The organism is Vibrio sinaloensis, from assembly GCF_000808535.1.
In the GTDB taxonomy this organism is placed as follows: domain Bacteria; phylum Pseudomonadota; class Gammaproteobacteria; order Enterobacterales; family Vibrionaceae; genus Vibrio; species Vibrio sinaloensis_D.
The window spans coordinates 37,391-59,483 of sequence record NZ_JWLV01000010.1 but is presented as its reverse complement, the minus strand read 5'-3'; the positions used below and the strand labels follow the sequence as shown (position 1 = coordinate 59,483).

Annotated in this window: 20 protein-coding genes, 1 tRNA gene and 1 riboswitch; of the genes, 6 read left to right on the top strand and 15 right to left on the bottom strand. The window is 46.4% G+C overall.

Annotated features, from left to right (window positions below):
• Positions 1-10 precede the first annotated feature (10 nt).
• From RJ47_RS07650 to apbC, 3 genes are all read right to left on the bottom strand, one after another.
• Positions 11-2,131: an AsmA family protein gene (locus RJ47_RS07650; protein WP_039482942.1), complete on the bottom strand. Its 2,121-nt coding sequence runs from the start codon at positions 2,129-2,131 to the stop codon at positions 11-13.
• Positions 2,132-2,279: 148 nt separating this feature from the next.
• Complete coding sequence (gene udk / locus RJ47_RS07645; protein WP_005473367.1) at positions 2,280-2,921, bottom strand: uridine kinase; 642 nt, start codon at positions 2,919-2,921, stop codon at positions 2,280-2,282.
• Between the two features lie 246 nt (positions 2,922-3,167).
• On the bottom strand, positions 3,168-4,241 hold the full coding sequence (apbC, locus tag RJ47_RS07640; protein ID WP_038213452.1) for an iron-sulfur cluster carrier protein ApbC: 1,074 nt from the start codon (positions 4,239-4,241) through the stop codon (positions 3,168-3,170).
• A gap of 156 nt (positions 4,242-4,397) precedes the next feature.
• Between apbC and metG the strand changes: the two genes are divergently transcribed.
• From metG to RJ47_RS07625, 3 genes are all read left to right on the top strand, one after another.
• The gene (metG, locus tag RJ47_RS07635; protein WP_039482940.1) at positions 4,398-6,458 is read left to right on the top strand and encodes a methionine--tRNA ligase; all 2,061 of its coding nucleotides are present in this window, start codon (positions 4,398-4,400) and stop codon (positions 6,456-6,458) included.
• A gap of 193 nt (positions 6,459-6,651) precedes the next feature.
• Positions 6,652-7,464, top strand: a complete 813-nt coding sequence (locus tag RJ47_RS07630; RefSeq protein ID WP_039482938.1) for a hypothetical protein — start codon at positions 6,652-6,654, stop codon at positions 7,462-7,464.
• 134 nt (positions 7,465-7,598) lie between these two features.
• Complete coding sequence (locus RJ47_RS07625; RefSeq protein ID WP_039482936.1) at positions 7,599-8,078, top strand: DUF1456 family protein; 480 nt, start codon at positions 7,599-7,601, stop codon at positions 8,076-8,078.
• 90 nt (positions 8,079-8,168) lie between these two features.
• Here the strand turns inward: RJ47_RS07625 and udp are convergent, their stop codons facing one another.
• From udp to nrtS, 4 genes are all read right to left on the bottom strand, one after another.
• Entirely contained in the window at positions 8,169-8,927 is a 759-nt protein-coding gene (gene udp / locus RJ47_RS07620; protein ID WP_039482935.1) for a uridine phosphorylase, read from the bottom strand.
• Positions 8,928-9,192: 265 nt separating this feature from the next.
• Positions 9,193-11,499, bottom strand: a complete 2,307-nt coding sequence (locus RJ47_RS07615; protein ID WP_039482932.1) for a zinc/cadmium/mercury/lead-transporting ATPase — start codon at positions 11,497-11,499, stop codon at positions 9,193-9,195.
• Positions 11,500-11,631: 132 nt separating this feature from the next.
• The gene (locus tag RJ47_RS07610; protein WP_005473424.1) at positions 11,632-12,048 is read right to left on the bottom strand and encodes a CBS domain-containing protein; all 417 of its coding nucleotides are present in this window, start codon (positions 12,046-12,048) and stop codon (positions 11,632-11,634) included.
• 106 nt (positions 12,049-12,154) lie between these two features.
• Positions 12,155-12,370, bottom strand: a complete 216-nt coding sequence (nrtS, locus tag RJ47_RS07605) for a nitrate/nitrite transporter NrtS (RefSeq protein WP_039482929.1) — start codon at positions 12,368-12,370, stop codon at positions 12,155-12,157.
• Between the two features lie 84 nt (positions 12,371-12,454).
• On the opposite strand from nrtS, the gene RJ47_RS07600 reads away from it, so the two are divergent.
• Complete coding sequence (locus RJ47_RS07600) at positions 12,455-13,411, top strand: sensor domain-containing diguanylate cyclase (RefSeq protein ID WP_039482926.1); 957 nt, start codon at positions 12,455-12,457, stop codon at positions 13,409-13,411.
• A gap of 50 nt (positions 13,412-13,461) precedes the next feature.
• Here the strand turns inward: RJ47_RS07600 and moaE are convergent, their stop codons facing one another.
• From moaE to moaA, 5 genes are all read right to left on the bottom strand, one after another.
• The gene (moaE, locus tag RJ47_RS07595) at positions 13,462-13,920 is read right to left on the bottom strand and encodes a molybdopterin synthase catalytic subunit MoaE (RefSeq protein WP_038133857.1); all 459 of its coding nucleotides are present in this window, start codon (positions 13,918-13,920) and stop codon (positions 13,462-13,464) included.
• A 1-nt stretch (position 13,921) separates the two neighbouring features.
• Positions 13,922-14,167, bottom strand: coding sequence for a molybdopterin synthase sulfur carrier subunit (gene moaD, locus RJ47_RS07590; protein WP_039482923.1), 246 nt, complete (start codon positions 14,165-14,167; stop codon positions 13,922-13,924).
• Positions 14,164-14,643 (bottom strand): cyclic pyranopterin monophosphate synthase MoaC, encoded by a 480-nt coding sequence (moaC, locus tag RJ47_RS07585; protein ID WP_005473427.1) that lies wholly within the window; start codon positions 14,641-14,643, stop codon positions 14,164-14,166. Before moaC ends, moaD begins: the two co-directional genes overlap by 4 nt.
• A gap of 12 nt (positions 14,644-14,655) precedes the next feature.
• Positions 14,656-15,168 (bottom strand): molybdenum cofactor biosynthesis protein B, encoded by a 513-nt coding sequence (moaB, locus tag RJ47_RS07580; protein ID WP_005473434.1) that lies wholly within the window; start codon positions 15,166-15,168, stop codon positions 14,656-14,658.
• Between the two features lie 85 nt (positions 15,169-15,253).
• A complete protein-coding gene (gene moaA / locus RJ47_RS07575) occupies positions 15,254-16,243 on the bottom strand; it encodes a GTP 3',8-cyclase MoaA (RefSeq protein ID WP_038213434.1) in 990 nt (329 codons plus the stop codon).
• A riboswitch (molybdenum cofactor riboswitch) is annotated at positions 16,232-16,369 on the bottom strand. (Overlaps the previous gene by 12 nt.)
• Positions 16,370-16,546: 177 nt before the next feature.
• Here moaA and RJ47_RS07570 point away from each other — a divergent pair.
• Positions 16,547-17,434 (top strand): YvcK family protein, encoded by an 888-nt coding sequence (locus RJ47_RS07570; RefSeq protein WP_005473350.1) that lies wholly within the window; start codon positions 16,547-16,549, stop codon positions 17,432-17,434.
• Here the strand turns inward: RJ47_RS07570 and luxU are convergent.
• From luxU to uvrB, 3 genes are all read right to left on the bottom strand, one after another.
• Positions 17,420-17,764, bottom strand: coding sequence for a quorum-sensing phosphorelay protein LuxU (gene luxU / locus RJ47_RS07565; RefSeq protein WP_197058130.1), 345 nt, complete (start codon positions 17,762-17,764; stop codon positions 17,420-17,422). The two genes, RJ47_RS07570 and luxU, sit on opposite strands and share 15 nt — an antisense overlap.
• 2 nt (positions 17,765-17,766) lie before the next feature.
• Positions 17,767-19,161, bottom strand: coding sequence for a quorum-sensing sigma-54 dependent transcriptional regulator LuxO (luxO, locus tag RJ47_RS07560; RefSeq protein ID WP_039482917.1), 1,395 nt, complete (start codon positions 19,159-19,161; stop codon positions 17,767-17,769).
• Between the two features lie 260 nt (positions 19,162-19,421).
• A complete protein-coding gene (gene uvrB / locus RJ47_RS07555; protein WP_039482914.1) occupies positions 19,422-21,452 on the bottom strand; it encodes an excinuclease ABC subunit UvrB in 2,031 nt (676 codons plus the stop codon).
• Between the two features lie 549 nt (positions 21,453-22,001).
• Between uvrB and RJ47_RS07550 the strand changes: the two genes are divergently transcribed.
• A tRNA-Asn gene (locus tag RJ47_RS07550) sits at positions 22,002-22,077 on the top strand.
• The last annotated feature ends 16 nt before the right edge of the window (positions 22,078-22,093 follow it).

Sequence of the window (22,093 nt, the reverse complement as noted above, 5' to 3'; positions counted from 1 at the left end):
CGGGTACACGTTAGTTGAACAGCCCCTTGATCAAACTGTTCACCGCGTCTTTGGTCTTCTCATCTTTGATTTTGTCGGTGAGCTTTTCAACGCCGCGGTCAATTTCTTTCTCCGCTTTCTGCTTTAAGACATCATCAAATACCAACTTATATTTCGGCTCAGACCACTTGCCCGAAATATTAATTGGGATGGTAATGTCTCTAAGCTCGTCAATGTCTTTACCGCCTTGACCTTCCAATGAACCAACAATCGACGTGCTGACGGTAAAATCAACCGTTTGCTTGATGTAGTTGGCTTCCCCGTTACCGCGAATACGAAGAAGTGGCGAGTGCATGGTCAAATCATTGGTCGAAACATTACCCTTATTCAGCTTCAAGGTTGATTTCATGGCACTGAAGTCGGTTTTTTGCACGCCTTCCTTATCATCGAACTTTTCGCCTTTGATTTTGGCGTAGTTCTCACGAATCAATTGAGCGACGTTGATACCATTGACCGCGCCATCGGCAAAGTCGATGACCATCGTCCCAACTAGGTTACTTTGAATCCCTGTTGGTGTAAGACTTTCACCCTTGAGATCTACAGTAATATTGCCCGTACCTTCAAGCATGTCATTGTCAGCCACGTCTTTAAGTAGCGGCTGAACTTTAACGCCCTTGATCCGTTTTTCCACGGTGTACGTCGCAGGGCTCTTACGGGCATCTAGCTTCGCTTTTGCAGTAATCGAGCCTTGATAAAGATTGGAGCTGAATGAGGTTAGCTCCGCGATACCACGGTTAACCGAGAAGCTCGCTTTAACATTTTGTAGATGAGCATTGTTTGCCTTGAATTTATCAATCGTCATGTCACCTTTTACATCTAAGGTCTTCAATGCAGATAAATCCGGCTCAGCCTCTTCTGCTCGCGTTGCTGGCTTTGAATCACCAGAACCAGAGCTTGGTGCTTGCTCCTTATCTTGTGGAGCTTGGCCCAAACCAAGAAATTCATCCAAATCGATATTTGGACTGTGCAACGCGAAACGAACTTTAGGAATATCTGCTAACGTCACGTCCGCTTTACCATCAAACGCCAAGGCATTCGCCGTCAGCGATTCGAGCACAAAACTTAAGTGACTTTTATTGAGATCAAAGGTTAAGTCTGAAGCCATGGCGACTTTCATTGGTGATTGCGGCAGCGCATCCCCTTCGAAGCTGGCATCCAAACTCATTTTATCGAGCACGACTTTGCTGATCGCTTCATCGACCGTTAATGTGGCTGCACCAGTCATATCAATGCTGAGATCCGCCGCTTTGCCTTTAACTTCGTAACTCAACGAGTTAGCAGCATCAAATTCAAAGGTGTCTAGTGACAGTTTGATCGTGTCCATTTTCGTCGTGGCGTCACTAAAGCTGCTCTCTAACTTGATATTGCGCAGTGCGTATTTGGCAAAGCCCTTTGCAAGCTGGAATTCAGCATGGCCACTTGCGGCAAACTTTTGCTGATTCGTCTCACCTTTCGCGCCAAAGTCGGCTTTTACCCATTCATCAAACGCGAACTCAGATAAGCTGAGATTAACATCGTAAAGCTTGGTAAAACTTCCCGCCTGTAGGTCTTGAATTTCAACGCCAGCATTAGAGATGGTGACACCCGCTAATTGAATTGACCAATCAGACGTTGCTGACGCCGTTTCCGCTGCGCTTGGCTCTGTCGTTGAAGGGACGTCTTGCGCAGATGATTCTGCCGTTTGTGCTTGAGTCGACTGAGCCTTCGTCAACGCATCAATGTTTTTGCGACCATCTTTGAGTGTTTCTATCGATACCTGCGCACCATCCAGAACAACATTGCCAATTTCGAGTTGCTTGTTGAATAGCGGCGTAACTGAAACATCAATAACCACGCTATCAACTTTAAACATGTTGAGTTTGCTAAAGCCTTGTGGGTTTCTTAGCTCTGTTTGACCTAACTCTAGACCAATCGATGGGAAAAATTGCCAGCTAATGTCCCCGTCAATGACCAACTCTAAACCAGTTTGAGCCTTTGCCTGCTCAATAATCATCGGTTTAAATTGATTTGGGTTCACCAATAAGACGAGAGCGAGAATCGCCCCCAAGATAGCAATGATGGGGATGGCAACAAAAAGGAACAGTTTCTTCATTCGCATTATCCTTGCTGTGTGAATTGATCCTGCTGTTCAGGACACAATCCCAAGTATAAATGATCACTTCGTCGTTCTAAGGAACATAAAAAGAAAGTGGCACCTAAAGTGCCACTTATCTCATAAAAAATAAAGTCTTCGTGATTGCTTAAGCACGCAGTAGTTTGGCGATGTGCGCTTTCAATACGTCGATCGCGATGCGGTTCTTACCGCCACGTGGAACAATAATGTCTGCATATTGTTTTGATGGTTCAATGAACTGCATAAACATTGGACGTACTGTTTCTTGATACTGCTTAAGCACAGAGTCCATTGTACGACCACGCTCTTCAACATCGCGCTTAACACGGCGAAGCAAGCAAATGTCTAGTGGTGTGTCCATAAATACGGTTGCGTGCATTAAGTCACGTAGACGAGGGTCAGTTAACAGAAGAATACCTTCAAGAATGATCACCTTCTTTGGTGTCATGGTTGTCGTATTGTCAGTACGAGTGTGCTCAGTGTAGCTGTACTCAGGAACTTCAACCGCTTCACCTTTTACCAAGCTCTCTAGATGTTCGCAAAGCAAGTCATGATCGAGTGCGCTCGGGTGGTCGTAGTTCGTTTTAACACGCTCTTCCATGCTCAATTTGCTTTGATCGTTGTAGTAGCAATCTTCCGTAATCACACCAATTTGATGATCGCCCACTTTTGCACGCAGTTCGTTGTAAATAGTGCTAGCGATTAAACTTTTTCCAGAAGCAGACGCGCCAGCAATACCGACGATGACGCATTGATTATTATCAGACATTATTCTTGCACCCGATGAATGTTGATTGGTGTCATAAGCTAATACTAGCAGTGCTCGCTACTGTGAGCGCTGTGTACTAGGACAATTTTAGGTAAACCGCCTGATTATAGGGAGTTCGGTCTGCAGTTACTAGTTGTGATTCGGCTCAATTTAGGAATTGGAATAAAAACGCCTAACGCAAACGATTACAAAGAATAAGAACAAAAAAGAGCGCTCAAAAAGCGCTCTTTTCTACGGCATTCACCCTTATTCAACCATGGTAAATTGAATGGATTCAGGCTTGGGCGTGCCATGCCAAAACATTCGAGAACACACGGACTCGGCCAAGGTTAAGTAACAGATTGCATGTTCCGAGTCTGGTCTTGCGACCACAGTTGGTTTGCCGTTGTCGATATCTTCACGCACATGAATATGCAACGGGACTTGAGCGAGCAGATCGAGGCCGTACTCATTTGACATCTTTTCTGCACCGCCCGCACCAAAGATGTGCTCTTTCTCACCACAGTGGCTGCAGATGTGGTAACTCATGTTCTCGACCAAGCCAATCACTGGAACGTCAACTTTATTGAACATGGCTGCGCCTTTGCGCGCATCTGCCAATGCTAAATCTTGCGGAGTCGTCACAATCACCGCCCCTGTGACAGGGACCTGCTGCGCAAGTGTTAATTGAATATCACCAGTGCCTGGTGGCATGTCTATGACAAGGTAATCTAAATCAGGCCATTCGGTTTCATTAAGCAATTGAGCCAAGGCTTTTGCTGCCATCGGGCCACGCCAAATAGCCGCTTCATCTTTGGAAACAAGGTAACCAATCGAATGAGTGTAGATACCGTGGCACGCTATCGGCTGCATCCATTTATTGTCTCTAACTTCAGGGGTCGCGTTCATCTGCCCTAGCATCATCGGCACTGACGGTCCGTAAATATCGGCATCGAGCAAGCCAACCTTGGCGCCAGAGCGCGCGATGGCCAACGCAAGGTTCACGGACGTCGTTGATTTCCCTACGCCTCCCTTTGCCGAAGTCACCGCGATAATGTTTTTTACCCCTTTAACTTCTGCGGCAACATTGGTTTGCAACGCTTTTGGTGAAACCTCAATGTCGCAATGAAAAGCAGCAACTTCCCCCTTTGCCTGTTGGGATGAGATCCACTCAGCCAGATCTTTATCTAACTGGTTGGCAGCAAAAGGCAGTTGAATCTTAAAGCCATGGCTCGCTACCGAGACAATATTGGGTGTTGATGCCCATTCAGGCGCTAGGCTTGAATGCTCAAATTGGTTTAACCAATCACAGAAATCTTGCTTTGAAGTGAACTGACGCATAGGTCCTCCTTATGCATCCAATCGTAACACTCCACCAGCCGATACTGAACCCTGAAAAAACTAAGGTATTCCGGTCTTTGATGCCTTGGAGTCACTGGTGGGATAAGGTAGTATTACTCTCTATTTTTTATACATCATTAGAAGCGATTATTAAGTATGGCAAACGATCCAAGAAAACTGCTGGTAACTTGTGCCCTTCCGTACGCTAATGGTTCGATTCACCTAGGTCATATGCTTGAGCACATTCAAGCTGACATTTGGGTTCGCTACCAACGCCTACGTGGCAACACTGTAAACTTCATCTGTGCTGACGATGCTCACGGCACACCAATCATGCTAAAAGCACAACAGATGGGAATTACACCAGAAGAGATGATCGCTGCAGTAAGTGAAGAACACCAAAAAGACTTCGCTGGCTTCGATATTAGCTTCGACAACTACCACAGCACGCACTCAGAAGAGAACCGTGAGCTAGCTTCTCACATCTATCTAGAGCTTAAGAAAAATGGCTTCATCTCAAGCCGTACGATTTCTCAGCTATTTGACCCTGAAAAAGAGATGTTCCTACCGGATCGTTTCGTAAAAGGTACCTGTCCTAAGTGTAAGTCTGAAGACCAATACGGCGACAACTGTGATAACTGTGGTGAGACATACAGCCCGACTGAACTGATTGATCCGAAATCAGCAGTTTCTGGCGCGACGCCAGTAATGAAAGATTCTGAGCACTTCTTCTTCGACCTGCCTCAGTTTGAAAGCATGCTACAAGAGTGGACACGTTCTGGTTCACTGCAAGCAGAAACAGCAAACAAGATGCAAGAGTGGTTTGAGTCTGGTTTGCAACAGTGGGATATCTCTCGTGACGCGCCTTACTTCGGTTTCGAGATCCCAGGTGAAAAAGACAAGTTCTTCTACGTGTGGCTAGATGCCCCTATCGGCTACATGGGTTCATTCAAAAACCTATGTGACAAGCGTGATGACCTAGATTTCGATGAGTACTGGAAAAAAGACAGCACAACTGAGCTTTACCACTTTATCGGTAAAGACATTGTTTACTTCCACTCTCTATTCTGGCCTGCAATGCTAGAAGGTAGCGGTTTCCGTAAGCCTGATAACGTATTCGTACACGGCTACGTAACGGTGAACGGCGCGAAGATGTCTAAATCAAAAGGCACCTTCATCAAAGCGGCTACTTACCTAGATCACCTAGACCCAGAGTGTCTGCGTTACTACTACGCTGCTAAGCTAAACAGCCGTATCGATGACCTAGACCTTAACCTTGAAGACTTCACTCAGCGCGTAAACGCTGACGTAGTAAACAAGATTGTTAACCTAGCATCACGTAACGCTGGCTTCATCACTAAACGCTTTGAAGGCAAGCTATCAGCTAACTTCGCAGAGCCAGAGTTGTACAAAGAGTTCGCAGACGCGGCTGACCGCATCGCAGAGCTTTACGAGACTCGTGAGTTTGGTCGTGCAATCCGTGAAATCACTGCCCTAGCAGACAAAGCAAACCAATACGTTGATGAGAAAGCACCGTGGGTTGTGGCGAAAGAAGAAGGTAAAGACCAAGAGCTGCAAGACATCTGTTCTGTTGGTATCAACCTATTCCGCGTGCTGATGACTTATCTAAAACCAGTGATGCCAGAATTGGCTGCACGTACTGAAGCGTTCCTAAACGAAGAGCTCACTTGGGAAGGCATCGCGGCTCCACTGACTGGTCATGAGATCACTAAGTTCAAAGCCCTATTCAACCGCATCGATCCTAAGAAGGTTGAAGCAATGGTTGAAGCTTCTAAAGAAGACGCAGCAGCAGAGGTTGCAGCAAAAGAAGCGGCAGAAGCAGCAAAGAACAAAGCGAGCCAAACGGAGCTGGACAAAGATCCTATCGCAGAAGAGATTGAGTTTGATGCTTTCGCTGCCGTTGATATGCGTATCGCGCGCATCATCTCGTGTGAAGAAGTGCCAAAAGCAAACAAGCTGCTTAAGTTCCAATTGGACATCGGCGGTGAAACTCGTCAGGTGTTCTCTGGCATCAAGTCAGCGTACAAACCTGAAGAGCTAGAAGGCAAGCTAACCGTAATGGTAGCGAACCTAAAACCTCGTAAGATGAAATTTGGTATGTCTGAAGGCATGATCCTAGCCGCTGGCCCAGGTGGCAGCGACCTATGGATTCTTGAGCCGCACGAAGGCGCACAACCAGGCATGCGTGTGATGTAATCACAAACCAACCAATTGAAAGCCCTGCTCTTTGAGTGGGGCTTTTTTTACTCCCTACAACGGTGCTCTCTGCACCATCACAGTTCAATCACCCTCTCAAATAAAAACATAAACCACTGAATAATAACAAGTAAATTTATGGCACCAAATCTGCTCTACCACTTGATAGGTAAACCATTACAAGGAGTTGGTTATGCTTGTTGTCTATTCACTGATTGTTTCATTGGCCGTTTTAGCGGCACTTTTCCACTTTTCTCGTCAGCGCCACAGCGGTCTAGAACGTAAGTTCGACACACTAGTTTTACTTAGACAGCTGATGCAGCTGTGCCGACAGCATAGATCTTTGACTCATCAAGCCCTTTCGAACCAACAAACACAAGCCGTGAAGGCGCAATTGGATGGTGTTTGCGACGCTATGCTCGATTATTCCAACCAATTGATTGCCATTGCACCGTTTGAAAACAAGCCCATGTATCGCATTCTCCAACTGAAGCTAAAGTCGCTGTATAAAGATTGGGATCAACGAAGCGTTGCTCGGAACCAAGTGATTCATGGCAAAACCATTCGCCATTGCATGTTTTTAATGGACGAGATAGCCATCGCTTGGTTGATTGAGTCCGGACGCGAAGACGTCAGCGATGAGTACCATATGAATTGGCAGCAAGTACTTGATAGCATGGAAGTGCTCACTCAGCTAAGAATCTCGATTCAAGACAGGAGCTACCCAGAAGGAGAACTGCGCGTGAAATACTACTGCGACAAAACCAAGCGCAAGCTCAACCAGCTCTCCTTGGTGAGTCCGCTATCGGTTGCGTCTCCGACAAGCTCCAAAGCCATGCATATTCTCACTGAAATCCACGCCAGTGACACAATTACCGCAAGCAATGATGACCTGTACCAATTAACGACGGATATCTCATTAATCATCTCGCAGGTATATGACCAAATGCTATCGGAGATGACTGAAAGCCTCTATCAGCCACTGCCTAAGATAACGCTCGCTTAATCTCTGCGACTTTAGGGCTCAGGCTTATCTCTGCTTGAGCCCAATTTCTCACTATCCACCATGCCGCAACTTTGCTAAAGTCCTCCCCGACAAAACCTGGTCAACTCGACCTCATAGACCTAAGAGCACCCACTGTGACTAACAACGAAATCCTGCGCCGTATCCAACATTCATTGAATCTCAAACCTGCACAAATCGTAAAAGCGTTTGAGCAAGTGGATTCACCTATCACACCAAACCAAGTCAATGACTGGTTAAAAGCTGACTCTGATAAGTCGGCAACGAAAATGAAAGATAAAGAACTGGCGCTATTTCTAAACGGATTTATCAACCTAAAGCGTGGGAAAAAAGAAGGCGAACAACCTAAGCCTGAACAAAAGCTAACCAACAACATGATTTTTATGAAGTTGCGTATCGCGCTTAACATGAAAGCGGAAGATGTACTAGACGTACTGGAGCTAATGGGCGTGAGCTTAAGCAAATATGAGGTTGGTGCTTACTTCCGCAAACCGAACAATAAGAATTACAAAGCGTGTGACGATCAACTGCTGTGCGATTTCTTACACGGCGTGCAGTTTACCAACCGCCCAGATTCAGAAGAGTTTGTTGCGTAACTGACCGCTGAATTGGAAGACTAAAAAACCTCAATCTGGCTGACCATGATTGAGGTTTTTTCTATTGGGTCGCGTTAACTAGCGCAAGCCTTAAAGCATTTTACGAGCCGCTTCTATAACCACTTTGATTGAGCGTGCTTCAGTCTCTTTTAGCGTTGAGTGATCTGGGATCTCTTTCTGCGTACGGTTGATAATAACGCCCGCGACACAGCCTGCTTTCAGACCAGAGCTTGCACACATAGTAAGCAGCGTTGCTGACTCCATTTCAAAGTTCAGTACGCCCATGTCTTGCCATTCTTGCATCGAACCTTGGAAACGCTTAACAACGCGGCCAGAGAAAGTATCGTAACGCTCTTGACCTGGGTAGAAGGTATCGCTTGAAGCAGTAACACCCATGTGCACTGTTGCGCCAGACTCTTCAACCGCGGCTTTCATCGCTGTAGCAACTTCAAAGTCTGCTACTGCTGGGAATTCCATTGGAGCAAAGTGTAAGCTCGCACCATCTAAACGAACAGAACCCGTCGATACGATCATATCACCCACGTTTACGTGAGGCTGAATCGCGCCAGTTGTACCAACACGTAGGAAAGTACGAACACCAAGTTGCGCTAGCTCTTCAACTGCGATAGATGTAGAAGGACCACCGATACCGGTTGAACAAACGACAACTGGCTTGCCTTCAAGCTCAGCTCGGTAAAGCGTGTATTCACGGTGACTTGCTAGAAAAACAGGGTTCTCCATTTCTTCAGCAATTTTTTGAACACGCGCAGGATCACCAGGAATAATCGCTAATGTTGCACCAGCAAGATCTTCTTGGGTAACACCTAGGTGGAATACAGCTTGAGACATAGGGGGCTCCTTATTGAGGTGAAATCCGTTCTTTCTTCGAACACCGGTTTCACTCTATAAATTCATCGGGTACAGGAATACTCTAACCAACTCCTCAAAAATAAAGAGTGACACAACTCACAACTATATGAGTAACAAATTATGACATTGCAAGCAAAACCGGTTTGCATCACATTTTTCAGCAAATTGGCGACGTGAGTTGCATAAAAAATAACCCTCTCATCAAATGGGAGGGTTATTGTGCAGATGAATGAAACGTGGATGACTATGCGTCTTGGCTCGATTTAAATTTAAGCAACCTTAACGCATTGAGTGTCACGATCGCCGTCGCGCCACTATCTGCCAACACCGCCACCCAAAGTCCCGTAATACCAAGCAAACTGGTGACAAGAAACACACCTTTAAGACCCAAGGCTAACGCAACGTTTTGTCGAATATTGTTAAGTGTTGCACGAGAGAGTTCAATCATCCCTGCCAACTCCAATAAACGGTTATGAGTGATCGCAGCGTCTGCTGTTTCCAATGCCACATCGGTGCCTCCGCCCATCGCAATACCAATACTGGCGGCTTTCATTGCGGGCGCATCATTGATGCCATCCCCCACCATCGCCACGTTGGCATTGGCCGAGAGCTGCTCAACATAAGTCACTTTATCTTGCGGCAGCAGGCTTGCTTTGTAGTCAATATCGATCATTGAACTGATCGCTGAGGCACTTCTAGGGTTATCGCCTGTCAACATGACGGCGTTAATACCTAACGCCTTGAGTGCTTTGACCGCCTGAGCTGAATCATCACGCAGCGTATCTTGCCAAGCGATTAGCCCAATCACTTGGTTCTCTCCAGCAGTCGCAACAACCACAGTCTTACCTTGCGCTTCCAATTGACCAATCAGGTTGTCAATATCAGGATCGAGTGTCATCGTCAGCTTACTTGGCGCAATCACTTGGTAAAGAATCCCCTCGATATAACCTTGAACGCCACTTCCTACCAGCGCTTGCTTACTTTGTGCTTCGACAATATCAATTCCGAGAGAATCCGCTTTGCGTACCACGGACTTCGCAAGAGGATGGCTTGACCCAACTTCAATCGCCGCCACTTTTCCGAGAAGTTGTTGTTCGCTCCAGCCGTTTAGAGGCAATATGTCCGTCACCTCTGGTTGCCCCTTGGTCAAGGTTCCAGTCTTATCAAACGCTACCGTTTCTATTTTGCCCAACTGCTCAAGTGCTGCGCCACCTTTGATCAGCGCCCCTCGACGAGCCGCCGCCGCGAGACCAGATGTAATGGCTGCAGGCGTCGATATCACCAAGGCACAAGGACATGCAATCAGAAGCAGCGCCAGCCCGCGATACACCCATGTTTCCCAAGGCTGAGCAAACAACAAAGGTGGCGTAATAATGACAAGTAGCGCCACCACCATCATTAATGGTGTATACCAGCGGCTAAATTTATCAAGAAAGCGCTCTAGTGGTGCTTTGCGAGATTCGGCTTCTTCAATAAGGTGCAGAATTCGATCGATTGCGTTTTCACCCTGCTTCGAGGTGATAGCAAAACGTACCACCCGATCAACCACCACCGCGCCAGCCATGACTGACTGACCTTCAAAACGCTCAACGGGTAGTGATTCTCCGGTAAGTGCGCTCTCATCAAAGCTCGCCACTTCACCCAATAACTGACCGTCAGCGGGCAAACGTGCACCGGGCGAAACCTCGATAATATCACCGGGTTGCAGTTCACTGGCCGAGACTTCCACTCGTTGGCCGTCAATAATCTGAGTTGCGTTTTCCGGCACCAATTCCATCAAAGACTGAACGCCGCTTCGTGCCCTAGACGCAGCAAACGCTTCTAAACGTTCACCAATTAAAAACAGCAGCAAAACCATGGCAGCTTCAACTGTCTCACCAAGATACAATGCGCCAAGAGCGGCAACACTCATGAGCGTTTCTATCGCGAAAGGCGTACCAGATTTCGCCAATGACACGGCTTTTTTAGCAATAGGATAGAGACCCGCCAAGCAGGTAAGCACGAATAACCACTCACTTACTTGAGGCAAAGTAGGCTTGATAAGCGCAGCAACCAACATCGCGATGGCGATACTTAGGATTTGACCATTGCCATCGATAAGTTTGGCTAACCCCTGCTTTTTCGCTGCTTTGGGCTTGGTTGGGCTCGAGAATGAAAAGCCCGCGTCTTGGATGGCGTTCTCCACGTGTTGGGCAACGTTTTGGTGATTGGTTTTCACCACCAGTTTCTCGGTGGCAAATAACACTTTTGCTTCGACAATGCCTTCAATCTTACTAACTGCAGTTTCGATTTTTCGCGCACAAGATGGACAATCCATCCCATTCACTTTCCAGCTGTGAGTATAGGTAGCCTCTGTTGAAGCACCGGACTCACTTTCTTCATCAGACGGATCACCACCGCTACTGCAAGTATTGGAGCCACAACAGTCTAATTCGGTTTGTGGCACTCCTGCCATCTGTATACTGACAATTTTCGGGCTAGAACAAGAACCCACTTGTGAAGGATTGACCGCAATTTTGCTAGAGCGGCAGGCGTTATGTTTGGTGCACATAATTGTATCTCCCTTTTCTATATACCTTCATCTTAAACCTTAGAGTCGACTCCAAGGTCAAATACTTTTTACGAATTGGAGAGAACGAAAAAAGGCGCACTAGGCGCCTTTCATATCACTAGGCACGCCTCGCTATACAGGGTGCTTAAAACAGTCATCAATGTTTTTGCCAATCGCTCGGAGCACATCTCGACGAGTAATAATGCCGACAAGCTTCCCATTATCGATTACTGGATAGACCTTAGGCTTACCAACAGTCATCATTTCGGCTAATTCAATGATGGATGTATCAGACGTCACCGACAGCACTTCCGAATGCATACAGTCAGATACAATGTGAGTATCTTGACAGTAGTAAGACACCTTAATCAGTTTATCGAGTAGGTCTTGTCCTGATAAAAAGCCGATAACTTCTTTTTTATCATTAATCACCGGACCACCTAGATAACGAGAGTCGAGTACCTTTTCCAAAGCGGCACTCAATGACATATCAGGGGAAAACGTCACTGCTTGCAGTGTCATGTAGTCTTTTACTTTTAATGATTCCATTTATGTCTCCTTAACGTGCAAGCTACGCTGCTGATACTGTAATTGTTGTCTAATTTCTTGATTTTACTAAATGGAAATCACCAATTTTTACAATTGCTATTACCTATCAACTTTTTAGTGACTCATTTTTCTTCTCGATTTCTCGTTGTGTAAACCAACTGCTGACAAGGGAAACAGCAAAAGGAACGCAGTAAGTTAGAATCACTTTAAACCAGTCTATACTTAGCCCCGCGACCAGTGCGTCCCCTTGATTGATAAGGTTAAGCAGAGTCCCTACCACCACGGCAATAATTATTGACCTTTTCATCATTTGAATTCGCATAAATACACCCTCCGTATGATCACGATGTACTCTAAACTGTCTAAACTATAGGTAGGATTGATAAAACGAGTAAGGGCGGGCTGAGTGAATTCTACTTTTTCAGAGGCGATTGCCACGAATCCAAGCATGATCAACTCGGTGTTTGAGTCGTTGCCCGAACCTACTTTTCTGATCAATAAATCGGGGATTTATGTCGAAGCGTGGGGGGGCAGAGATACAAAACGCCATCACAATCCAGACGCACTGGTAGGTCTTACGCAATACCAAGTACTTCCGGCAGACAAAGCTGTATGGTTTAGCCAGGTTATCGTGGACGTCATTGAAAGCCAAAAACCCTCAGAGCTTGAATATTCGCTCGATCCCAAAGATTTGTCTTGTTTCGACGGTGTAGAAGGGCCGACCGATGTTCAGCACTTTAGTGCGCTCGTGATCCCGCTACCCAATACCGAGCTGGTGCTTTGGACAGTAAGAAACATCACGGAGTACAAGCGCGCACTCGATACATTGGCTCGCCAACAGCTTGAACTTGAAAAGCTCACCTACATGGATCATTTGACCCAACTGTACAATCGATACGCACTCGATGTGCTGTTGCCTGATGCCATTGAATTAACTCACCTACGCCAGACACATTCCGCCATTCTGATGATTGATATAGATTGCTTTAAGCAGTACAACGACCACTATGGTCACATACAAGGCGATCGCGCGTTAATCGCCATCGGCCAAGCGATTCAAGGTTGGGCAGGTTCCAATGACCTCTGTTTTCGCTACGGAGGGGATGAATTTCTTGTCTATCTATCTGGACTCAGCCAAGACGACTCCCTCATGCGGGCTAAAATGCTCAGGCAGTCAATTTTGGATTTGAACATTCCCCACAAGGCATCAACTGTCGCAAATCACCTGACCATCACAATTGGCATCAAGTTCAATGAGGCAACCGACACCCATACCACCGCAGAAAAGATTGTAGCATTGGCCGATAAAGCGCTGTTTCATGCAAAAAATCAGCAGCGCGGCACCATCCACCAGCTTACGTGAAATCAAAAAAGCCCTCCACGAAGGGAGGGCTCATCAAAGGCATCGTCAATTTATTTTTCTGTCCAACGCTCGGCAGCTTTGGCATCTGAATCGCGAGACTCGACCCAGCGTGTCGCGTCGGTTGTCCGCTCTTTCTTCCAAAACGGAGCCTTGGTCTTCAGATAATCCATAACAAACTCACACGCTTCGAAAGCGGCGCCACGATGGGCACTAGACACACCAACAAATACAATTTGATCGCCGATATCCAAATCCCCAACGCGATGAATCACACGCATGTTCAAGATTGGCCAGCGCTGCTCTGCTTGATCACAAATATCACCCAGCGCCTTTTCGGTCATTCCTGGGTAGTGCTCTAACGATAAGCCAGTGACATTATCACCCAAATTCATATCGCGAACTTTACCCGTAAAAGTGACAACTGCACCAGCTGAAGTGCCTTGCGCAAGGGCGTCATATTCGGCGCCGACAGAAAAATCTGCCGTTTGAACAGAAATACGCTTATCCATGTTAGCCACCCGTGACTGGAGGGAAAAAGGCGACTTCGTCTCCTTCGGTTAACGAGTGATCAAGCGGCACAATAGATTGGTTTACCGCAGCAAGCAGCTTGCCAGGCTCAAGAGCAAGATCCCACTTGCCTTCTTGTGTCGCAAGATGAGCACGCAGCGCTTCTACTGTCTCAAACTGGCACTCCACTTCGAGTTCATCCACGCCTACGAGTTCACGAGTCTGTGCGAAGAAAAGTACTTTAATCATGCATCCACCTTAAAGTGTCCTGACTTTCCACCTGTTTTTTCGAGCAAACGAACCTGACCGATCACCATGTCTTTTTGTACCGCTTTACACATGTCGTAAATAGTCAGCGCCGCAACCGAAGCCGCAGTGAGCGCTTCCATCTCAACACCCGTCTTGCCAGCAAGCTTACACACAGATTCAATTCGAACCATGTTTTCAGCTTCAATCGCCTCAAGCTGTACTTCAACTTTAGAAAGCAGCAATGGGTGGCAAAGCGGAATCAGATCCCATGTTTTCTTCGCCGCCTGAATACCGGCAATTCTAGCCGTCGCGAACACGTCCCCTTTATGGTGAGAGCCAGAAACAATCAACTGCAATGTCTCAGGAGCCATGTGGACAAAGGCTTCAGCGCGCGCTTCACGAACGGTTTCTGCTTTCGCTGACACGTCGACCATATTAGCTTCGCCCGACGCATTGATGTGCGTAAATTCGCTCATACTGTCCCTCACTTATACCGATAGGTGAGGCATAAAGTTACATGGACGATGGCTTGCATCCAGCTGCTGCTTGATGATCTTCGTCCAGCCCGTGCGACAAGCGCCCGTTGACCCTGGCATAGCAAAAATCACCGTATGGTTAGCAAATCCAGCAATCGCGCGTGACTGAATCGTCGAGGTGCCGATCTCTTCGTATGACACCATACGGAACAACTCACCAAACCCTTCCACTTCTTTGTCGAACAGTGGTTTTAGCGCTTCTGGCGTGCTATCACGCGAGGTAAAGCCTGTACCACCCGTAATCATAATGGCTTGAACATTTTCATCAGCGATCCATTGAGAAACAATCGCGCGGATTTTGTACATATCATCGATGACGATCTGCTTGTCCACAACGTTGTGACCTGCTTCTTTCGCGTGTTCAACAAGATAGCCGCCCGAGGTATCATTTTCTTCGGTACGTGTGTCAGATACCGTCAATACGGCAATGTTTGCTGGTTGAAATTTGCTCTCTGCGTGACCCATTGTTCACCTACCTGTAGTCAATTTGTTCTGATTTGGCCAAGTACAACGCTTAACCAAGATAAAGATAATAACGTGTTGTCAGTGATTAGCCGCCGATAGACGCAAGATGTGGCGTCATACCGGAGTTTCCATCGTGCAGGAAGTGACTGACGGATTTTGTTTGTAACTGTTCTTGGATGCGTTGAATCAACGCATCTTCTTGTGAGTCTTGCTGAAGAAGGTCGCGTAACTCAACGCCATGATCGCCAAACAAGCATAAATGCAGCTTACCTTTAGCGGAGACACGAAGTCGGTTGCAACTCTCACAAAAGTCTTTTTCGTAAGGCATGATCAAGCCAATCTCACCTTGATAATCTGGGTGGACAAACACTTGAGCGGGACCATCATTGTTCGCACGAACCTTCAGAAGCCAACCGTTCGCAATCAGTTGATTACGAATCGCTACGCCAGAAACGTGGTGCTTGTGGAACAGTTCATCCATCTCCCCGGTCTGCATCAATTCAATAAAACGCAGTTGAATTGGACGATGTTTGATCCAGTTGAGAAAGGCGGGCAGCTCATTGGCGTTGAGATCTTTCATCAACACGACATTGACTTTGACTTGTTCGTACCCGACTTCAAACGCGCGATCAATCCCCGACATCACCTCAGAGAATTTATTCTCACCAGTAATTTGATAGAACATGCGAGGATCTAAGCTGTCAACGCTGACATTAATGTGCGTCAGCCCAGCTTGCTTCCAGTCAGCGACCTGCTTTTCCATCCGATAGCCGTTCGTCGTCGTCGCGACTTTGGTGATACCGGGTGTTTCAGACACCGTATGGATAATATCGTTGAAGTCTTTACGTAGGCTTGGCTCACCACCAGTGATGCGGACTTTAGACGTACCACAATCGGCAAACGCGCGAACGACGCGCTTAATTTCAGGTACGGATAAAAAAGACGAGTTTTTCTGCCCCGATGGTTTATAGCCATCAGGCAAGCAATATGTGCATTTAAAGTTACAAACGTCAGTAACGGAAAGACGCAAGTAATAAAACTTGCGATGAAATTTATCTTCGAATTGTTGCGCCACGGAACACCTTTCCAAACACGGGAGGCAACGTCATTTCCAACCTTGCCCTTGTGACAACTTGTCACTGGCTCTACACGCTTATTTATTTACAAACTTAGCCCGCAGAGCTCGGAGTTATGGCAACTGGTTCGCGTAATATGTACACCACCAGCAGCTGTCGAGTAAAATACTTAATATTCGTGCGTGTTTCTACCCTAGAGGTCAAAAAAACATGCACGTAACTCAAAATACCTCGTTTTGAGTATCTCCTATTAATACAATATTCTAAATTGTAGTTGGTTATAAAAAAATAAGACGAAAATAATGACTTTGTATTCAAGCAAAAAAGTGGTGGCGATCGGCGGTGGGCATGGCCTTGGTCGTATTCTTGCGGCTTTAAAAGACTTCGGCGAGAACGCAACGGGAATAGTTGCAACCACAGACAACGGCGGCTCTACTGGCCGAATCCGCAGCTGCCAAGGCGGCATAGCATGGGGCGATACGCGTAACTGCATTAATCAGTTGATTACCGATCCTTCCATCAGTTCAATGATGTTTGAATACCGTTTCAAAGGCTCGGGTGAACTTGATGGCCATAATTTGGGTAACCTCATGCTCACCGCATTAGACAACTTATCAGTACGTCCTCTCGATGCCACAAACCTAATCCGCAACATGCTCAAAGTGGATGTCAATATCATTCCGATGTCTGAACATCCTTCAGATTTAAAAGCGCTATCGACTGAAGGACACTGGGTGACTGGCGAAACCAGTGTTGATGAGATGCCTGAGAAATTGGTTAGGCTTGATTTGGAGCCAGAAGTCCCTGCGACAAAAGAAGGCGTGATCGCCATTGAGCAAGCGGATGCCATTATTCTCGGTCCGGGCAGTTTTTTGACCAGTATTATGCCGCCATTGCTCCTGTCAGAAGTTGGTCGCGCGATCGCCAACAACAAGAAAGCTCAGCTTATATTCGTTGAGAACTTATCGCCTGAATTCGGGCCCGCCGGTAAAATGAGTTTGCGTGAAAAACTGGAATGGTGCGAGCGAGCCTGCCAAGGCCGACAGATAGACGTGGTGCTAGGCGAAGAAGCGCACCCTGAACTAGAAGAGTGGAACTGTGTGACCACACCGCTCGCTTCACCCAATCGGGACTGGCGTCATGACCGAGACAAATTGCATGACGCCATTGATGCCTTACTGAGAAACTAAACGCTGATAGTGCGATTCGGTTTCACTCAGTAGATCAATCATTTTGTCTCGGCTGCTGTTTGGGTCAAACGATTGACCGGCTTTTGCCATAGAATCTAACTCTATGGCATAAGCACACAGCACCTCAGCCCCAAAGCTCGCAGCACTACTTTTGAGTGCATGACTGATCTCTTTTAGATAAGACACCACATCCAAGCTCGCATCATCAGTCAGCTTGCTTTTGTACTGAGCCAGCTCGCCTAAGAATATATCAAGGAGAATGGGGACATTGTCCGCGCCAATCTCGTTGGCCAAACGCTCAATTTTCTCTTTGTTTAATACATCCATGATAATTACTGTGTTTCCTTCAAATTCCATGATTGCAGCTTGCGATAGATGGTCGATGGACTGACATCCAGATAGCCCGCCGCTTTAGGGATATTGCCATCACATGCCTTAATAGCTTGCTCAATGGCCCGCTTTTCCGTTAGCCAAAGTGGGAAAATGTCTTGCACTGAAAACTCATCAGACACAGGCAAATCAACCCGAATTTGGTTCTCCGTCGGCTTGTTTAATGGCGGAGGCAACATAGACAAATCAATTTCCTTGCCATTATTAAGCACCACGACATTGCGCAGCACATTTTGCAATTGGCGCACATTTCCTGGCCACTCGTAGCTGGCAAATCGCTCCACTACCTGCGGAGATAAGCGGACGAAGTCCTTACCTTCTTCTTTTGACATAAAGCCCAGCAGCGAATAGGCAATTTCAATGATGTCGTCACCGCGCTCGCGCAATGGGGGCAAGTGAAGCGGGATAACATACAAACGATAGTACAAGTCTTCCCTAAAGCGCCCCTCTTCCACTTCTTTCCAAGGGTCCCGGTTGGTCGCGCACACAAAACGAACATCCACGCTTTTCATTTTAGACGATCCCACCTTCTGGAAGGTGCCTGTCTGAATAAAACGCAAAAGCTTGGTTTGTAAGTCGAGATCCATTTCACACAGCTCATCAAGAAACAGAGTTCCTCCATCGGCCAGTTCAGCCGCACCTTGACGATCGGTCGCGGCACCGGTAAATGCTCCTTTTACGTGACCGAACAGTTCACTTTCAATCAAGTCTTTTGGAATCGCAGCACAGTTGATGGCGATAAACGGTTTATCACCGCGCTTGCTGGTTGCATGGATCGCTTCTGCACACACCTCTTTACCCGTACCACTCTCACCAGTGATGAAGATGCTGGCTTTACTCGACGCCGCAGAGTCAATGGTTCGATAAACCGCCTGCATTGTCTGACTACTACCGATAAACCCTTGATAACCCTGGTTACCTGGATAGTCAGCCTCGTTTTTTAACTTACTCGCTTTACGTAATGCATTGTTAACGGTGACACGCAGTCGGTCGGCTTCACAGGGCTTAATTAAGAAATCCTGTGCGCCGTGACGCATCGCCTCTACCGCCGTATCGATAGAGCCATGCGCGGTCATAAATACAACTGGCACGTCTGGGTTTTTCTTTTTCACCGCGTAAAGTACGTCCATCCCTGTCATATCGGGAAGACGCAAATCAAGGAGAATAAGGTCGGGGGTTCGAAAGTTAAGGCTTTCGATTGCATCCCGTCCTGTACCGACAATATTGATGTCGATGCAAAGCGGGGTTAGATAAGAGCGATAAAGAGCCGCGACAGACGCGGTATCCTCAACCATCAGCAAATATTTTGCGTTCTGATTATCTGTGTGTTCTTGCATAGCCTAGCCAATTATTATTTTGCAATTTGTTAAATGATTGCATTGCGCTTTGCATTTTGCAAATTGAATGGGCTATTTTGACACAAATTAGTAGGAATTTGGATGAATCACGCACAATATTTGTGGCACGGTATCTGCTAAAACTACTATGACCCTCATGGGTCACCTAGCCAACTGACGTTGTTAGTGAATGTATTATTCACAAATTACAGCCAATAGATACCTTATCTATTGGCTATTTTTTTATCTTGATAAAGCCGTTAACTGTTGGCGATAAATTGCTGACGCAGTTTTTCGATCTGATCGCGCTTTTCTGCCGCCAATTCAAACTCCAGGTCTTGCGCATGTTGATACATTTGCGCTTCTAGTTTGCTGATCTCTTTCTCAAGCTGTTGTGGTGTCATGACATCATAACGTTGTGACGATTCCGCTACCTTCGATAACGGTACCGCTTTACTCACACGCTGCTTCTTACTCTTGGTGATGTCACCGAGCTCCATGATGTCTTTAATGTTGCGTTTCAGAGCTTGTGGTTCAATCCCCATTTTTTCATTGTATTCCTGCTGCTTCTCACGGCGGCGATTGGTCTCGTCCATCGCTTTCTTCATCGACTTGGTGATCGAGTCCGCGTACAGGATCGCTTTACCACTGACATTTCGTGCAGCACGGCCAATGGTCTGAATTAATGACCGTTCGGAGCGAAGGAAACCTTCTTTGTCGGCATCTAAGATAGCAACTAAAGACACTTCCGGCATGTCCAAGCCCTCACGTAACAAGTTAATGCCGACCAAGACATCGAACTCGCCCAAGCGCAGGTCGCGGATAATTTCAACACGCTCAACCGTATCAATATCAGAATGGAGATAGCGCACTTTCACATCATGTTCCGTAAGGTACTCAGTCAAATCCTCCGCCATACGCTTAGTGAGTGTGGTAACCAGTACACGCTCATCTTTAACAGAGCGAATTCGAATCTCAGACAACAGGTCATCCACTTGGGTTGCCACAGGACGCACTTCTAATTCAGGGTCAAGTAAACCAGTAGGACGAACCACCTGATCAGCGATCTCGTTGTCAGATTTTTCCAGCTCATAATTACCGGGCGTCGCTGAGACAAAAATAGTTTGCGGAGCAATAGATTCAAACTCCTCAAACTTCATTGGTCGGTTATCAAGTGCTGAAGGTAGGCGAAAACCAAACTCTACCAAGGTCTCTTTACGAGAACGGTCACCTTTATACATGGCGCCAATCTGTGGCACGGTGACGTGCGATTCATCGATGATTAGAAGGCCATCATGAGGAAGATAGTCAAACAAGGTCGGAGGCGGCTCTCCTTCTTTACGCCCGCTCAAGTAACGAGAGTAGTTTTCGATTCCAGAACAAAAACCGAGTTCGTTCATCATTTCAATGTCGAACTGAGTACGCTGTGAGATCCGCTGTTCTTCAAGCAATTTGTTGTTTTCTAGGAGATACTTTTTACGTGACTCCAATTCGACCTTGATGTTTTCAATAGCATCTAGAATCCGGTCACGTGGGGTTACATAGTGGGTCTTCGGGTAAATGGTGAAACGTGGTAAATCGCGCTGTTTTACCACACCGGTCAGTGGGTCAAAAATGCTAATGCAGTCAATTTCATCATCAAACATCTCAATACGAACCGCATCTTGATCTGATTCTGCAGGGAAAATGTCGATCACCTCTCCTCTAACGCGAAATTGACCGCGTTCAAAGGCAACATCATTACGGCTATATTGGAGCTCTGCAAGACGACGCAAAATATCGCGCTGATCTAAAACATCACCGCGACGAATATGCAGCATCATTTGCAGATAGGCTTCTGGATCACCCAAACCATAAATCGCGGAGACCGACGCAACAATGATGGCATCTTTTCGTTCAAGTAGTGCTTTGGTGGCAGACAAACGCATCTGCTCGATATGTGCGTTTACTGACGCGTCTTTTTCAATGAAGGTATCTGTTGTTGGGACATAGGCTTCTGGTTGGTAATAGTCGTAATACGAGACAAAGTACTCAACCGCATTGTGAGGAAAAAATGATTTCATTTCCCCATACAGCTGCGCTGCTAGCGTTTTATTCGGTGCTAAGAGAATGGCTGGTCGTTGCGCTTTGGCGATCACATTCGCTAAAGTAAACGTCTTACCAGACCCTGTTACCCCGAGCAAAGTTTGATGGGCTAACCCTGAATCTAAACCTTCTAGCAACTGATTGATGGCGGTCGGCTGATCGCCCGATGGCTGATAATCCGATACCAATTCAAATACTTTACCCATAGACACCTCGGCCCTATCCACTTTTCATCAATCCATTATTGTGACTGTATAAATATACAGAAACAATAGCTGAGGAAAAAATATCTCGCTGTTTTAATAAATTTGTACTGTGATCGCTAGATCATCAATTTCAATCCTGTTACTATCTTCCGCCCAAGCAGAGATCACTTCTCAAAAAGCCTTTCAAATAGCTCACAAGTTATTCACATTTTCCCGCTACATCGCTTGATCACAGAAATGATCCACTCGATCCAATTTAGTCATAAAATGGCTAAAAATTAACCTGGCGCTTTATTATACAACCGGTTACAAAATGATCTTTATTGATTATTTTTAGACTTAATACTCTACAAATCGATTGTTTATTAATTGCTCAAGTTTAATTAACATAGTTATCCACAATTTTGGTGGATAAGTAAATCTAGCCTTTGTCTGATAAGGGCTACAAGAAAGTAAAGTTTTTTATTACGCAAAAAATCATCATTCACAGCCTATTTAATGTTGACAGGGTCAAACTGGATCGTTAAGATTCGCCCCGCTTAAAGCAATTCCTCCTTAGCTCAGTTGGTAGAGCGACGGACTGTTAATCCGCAGGTCGCTGGTTCGAGCCCAGCAGGAGGAGCCAGATTTAGAGAAAAGCC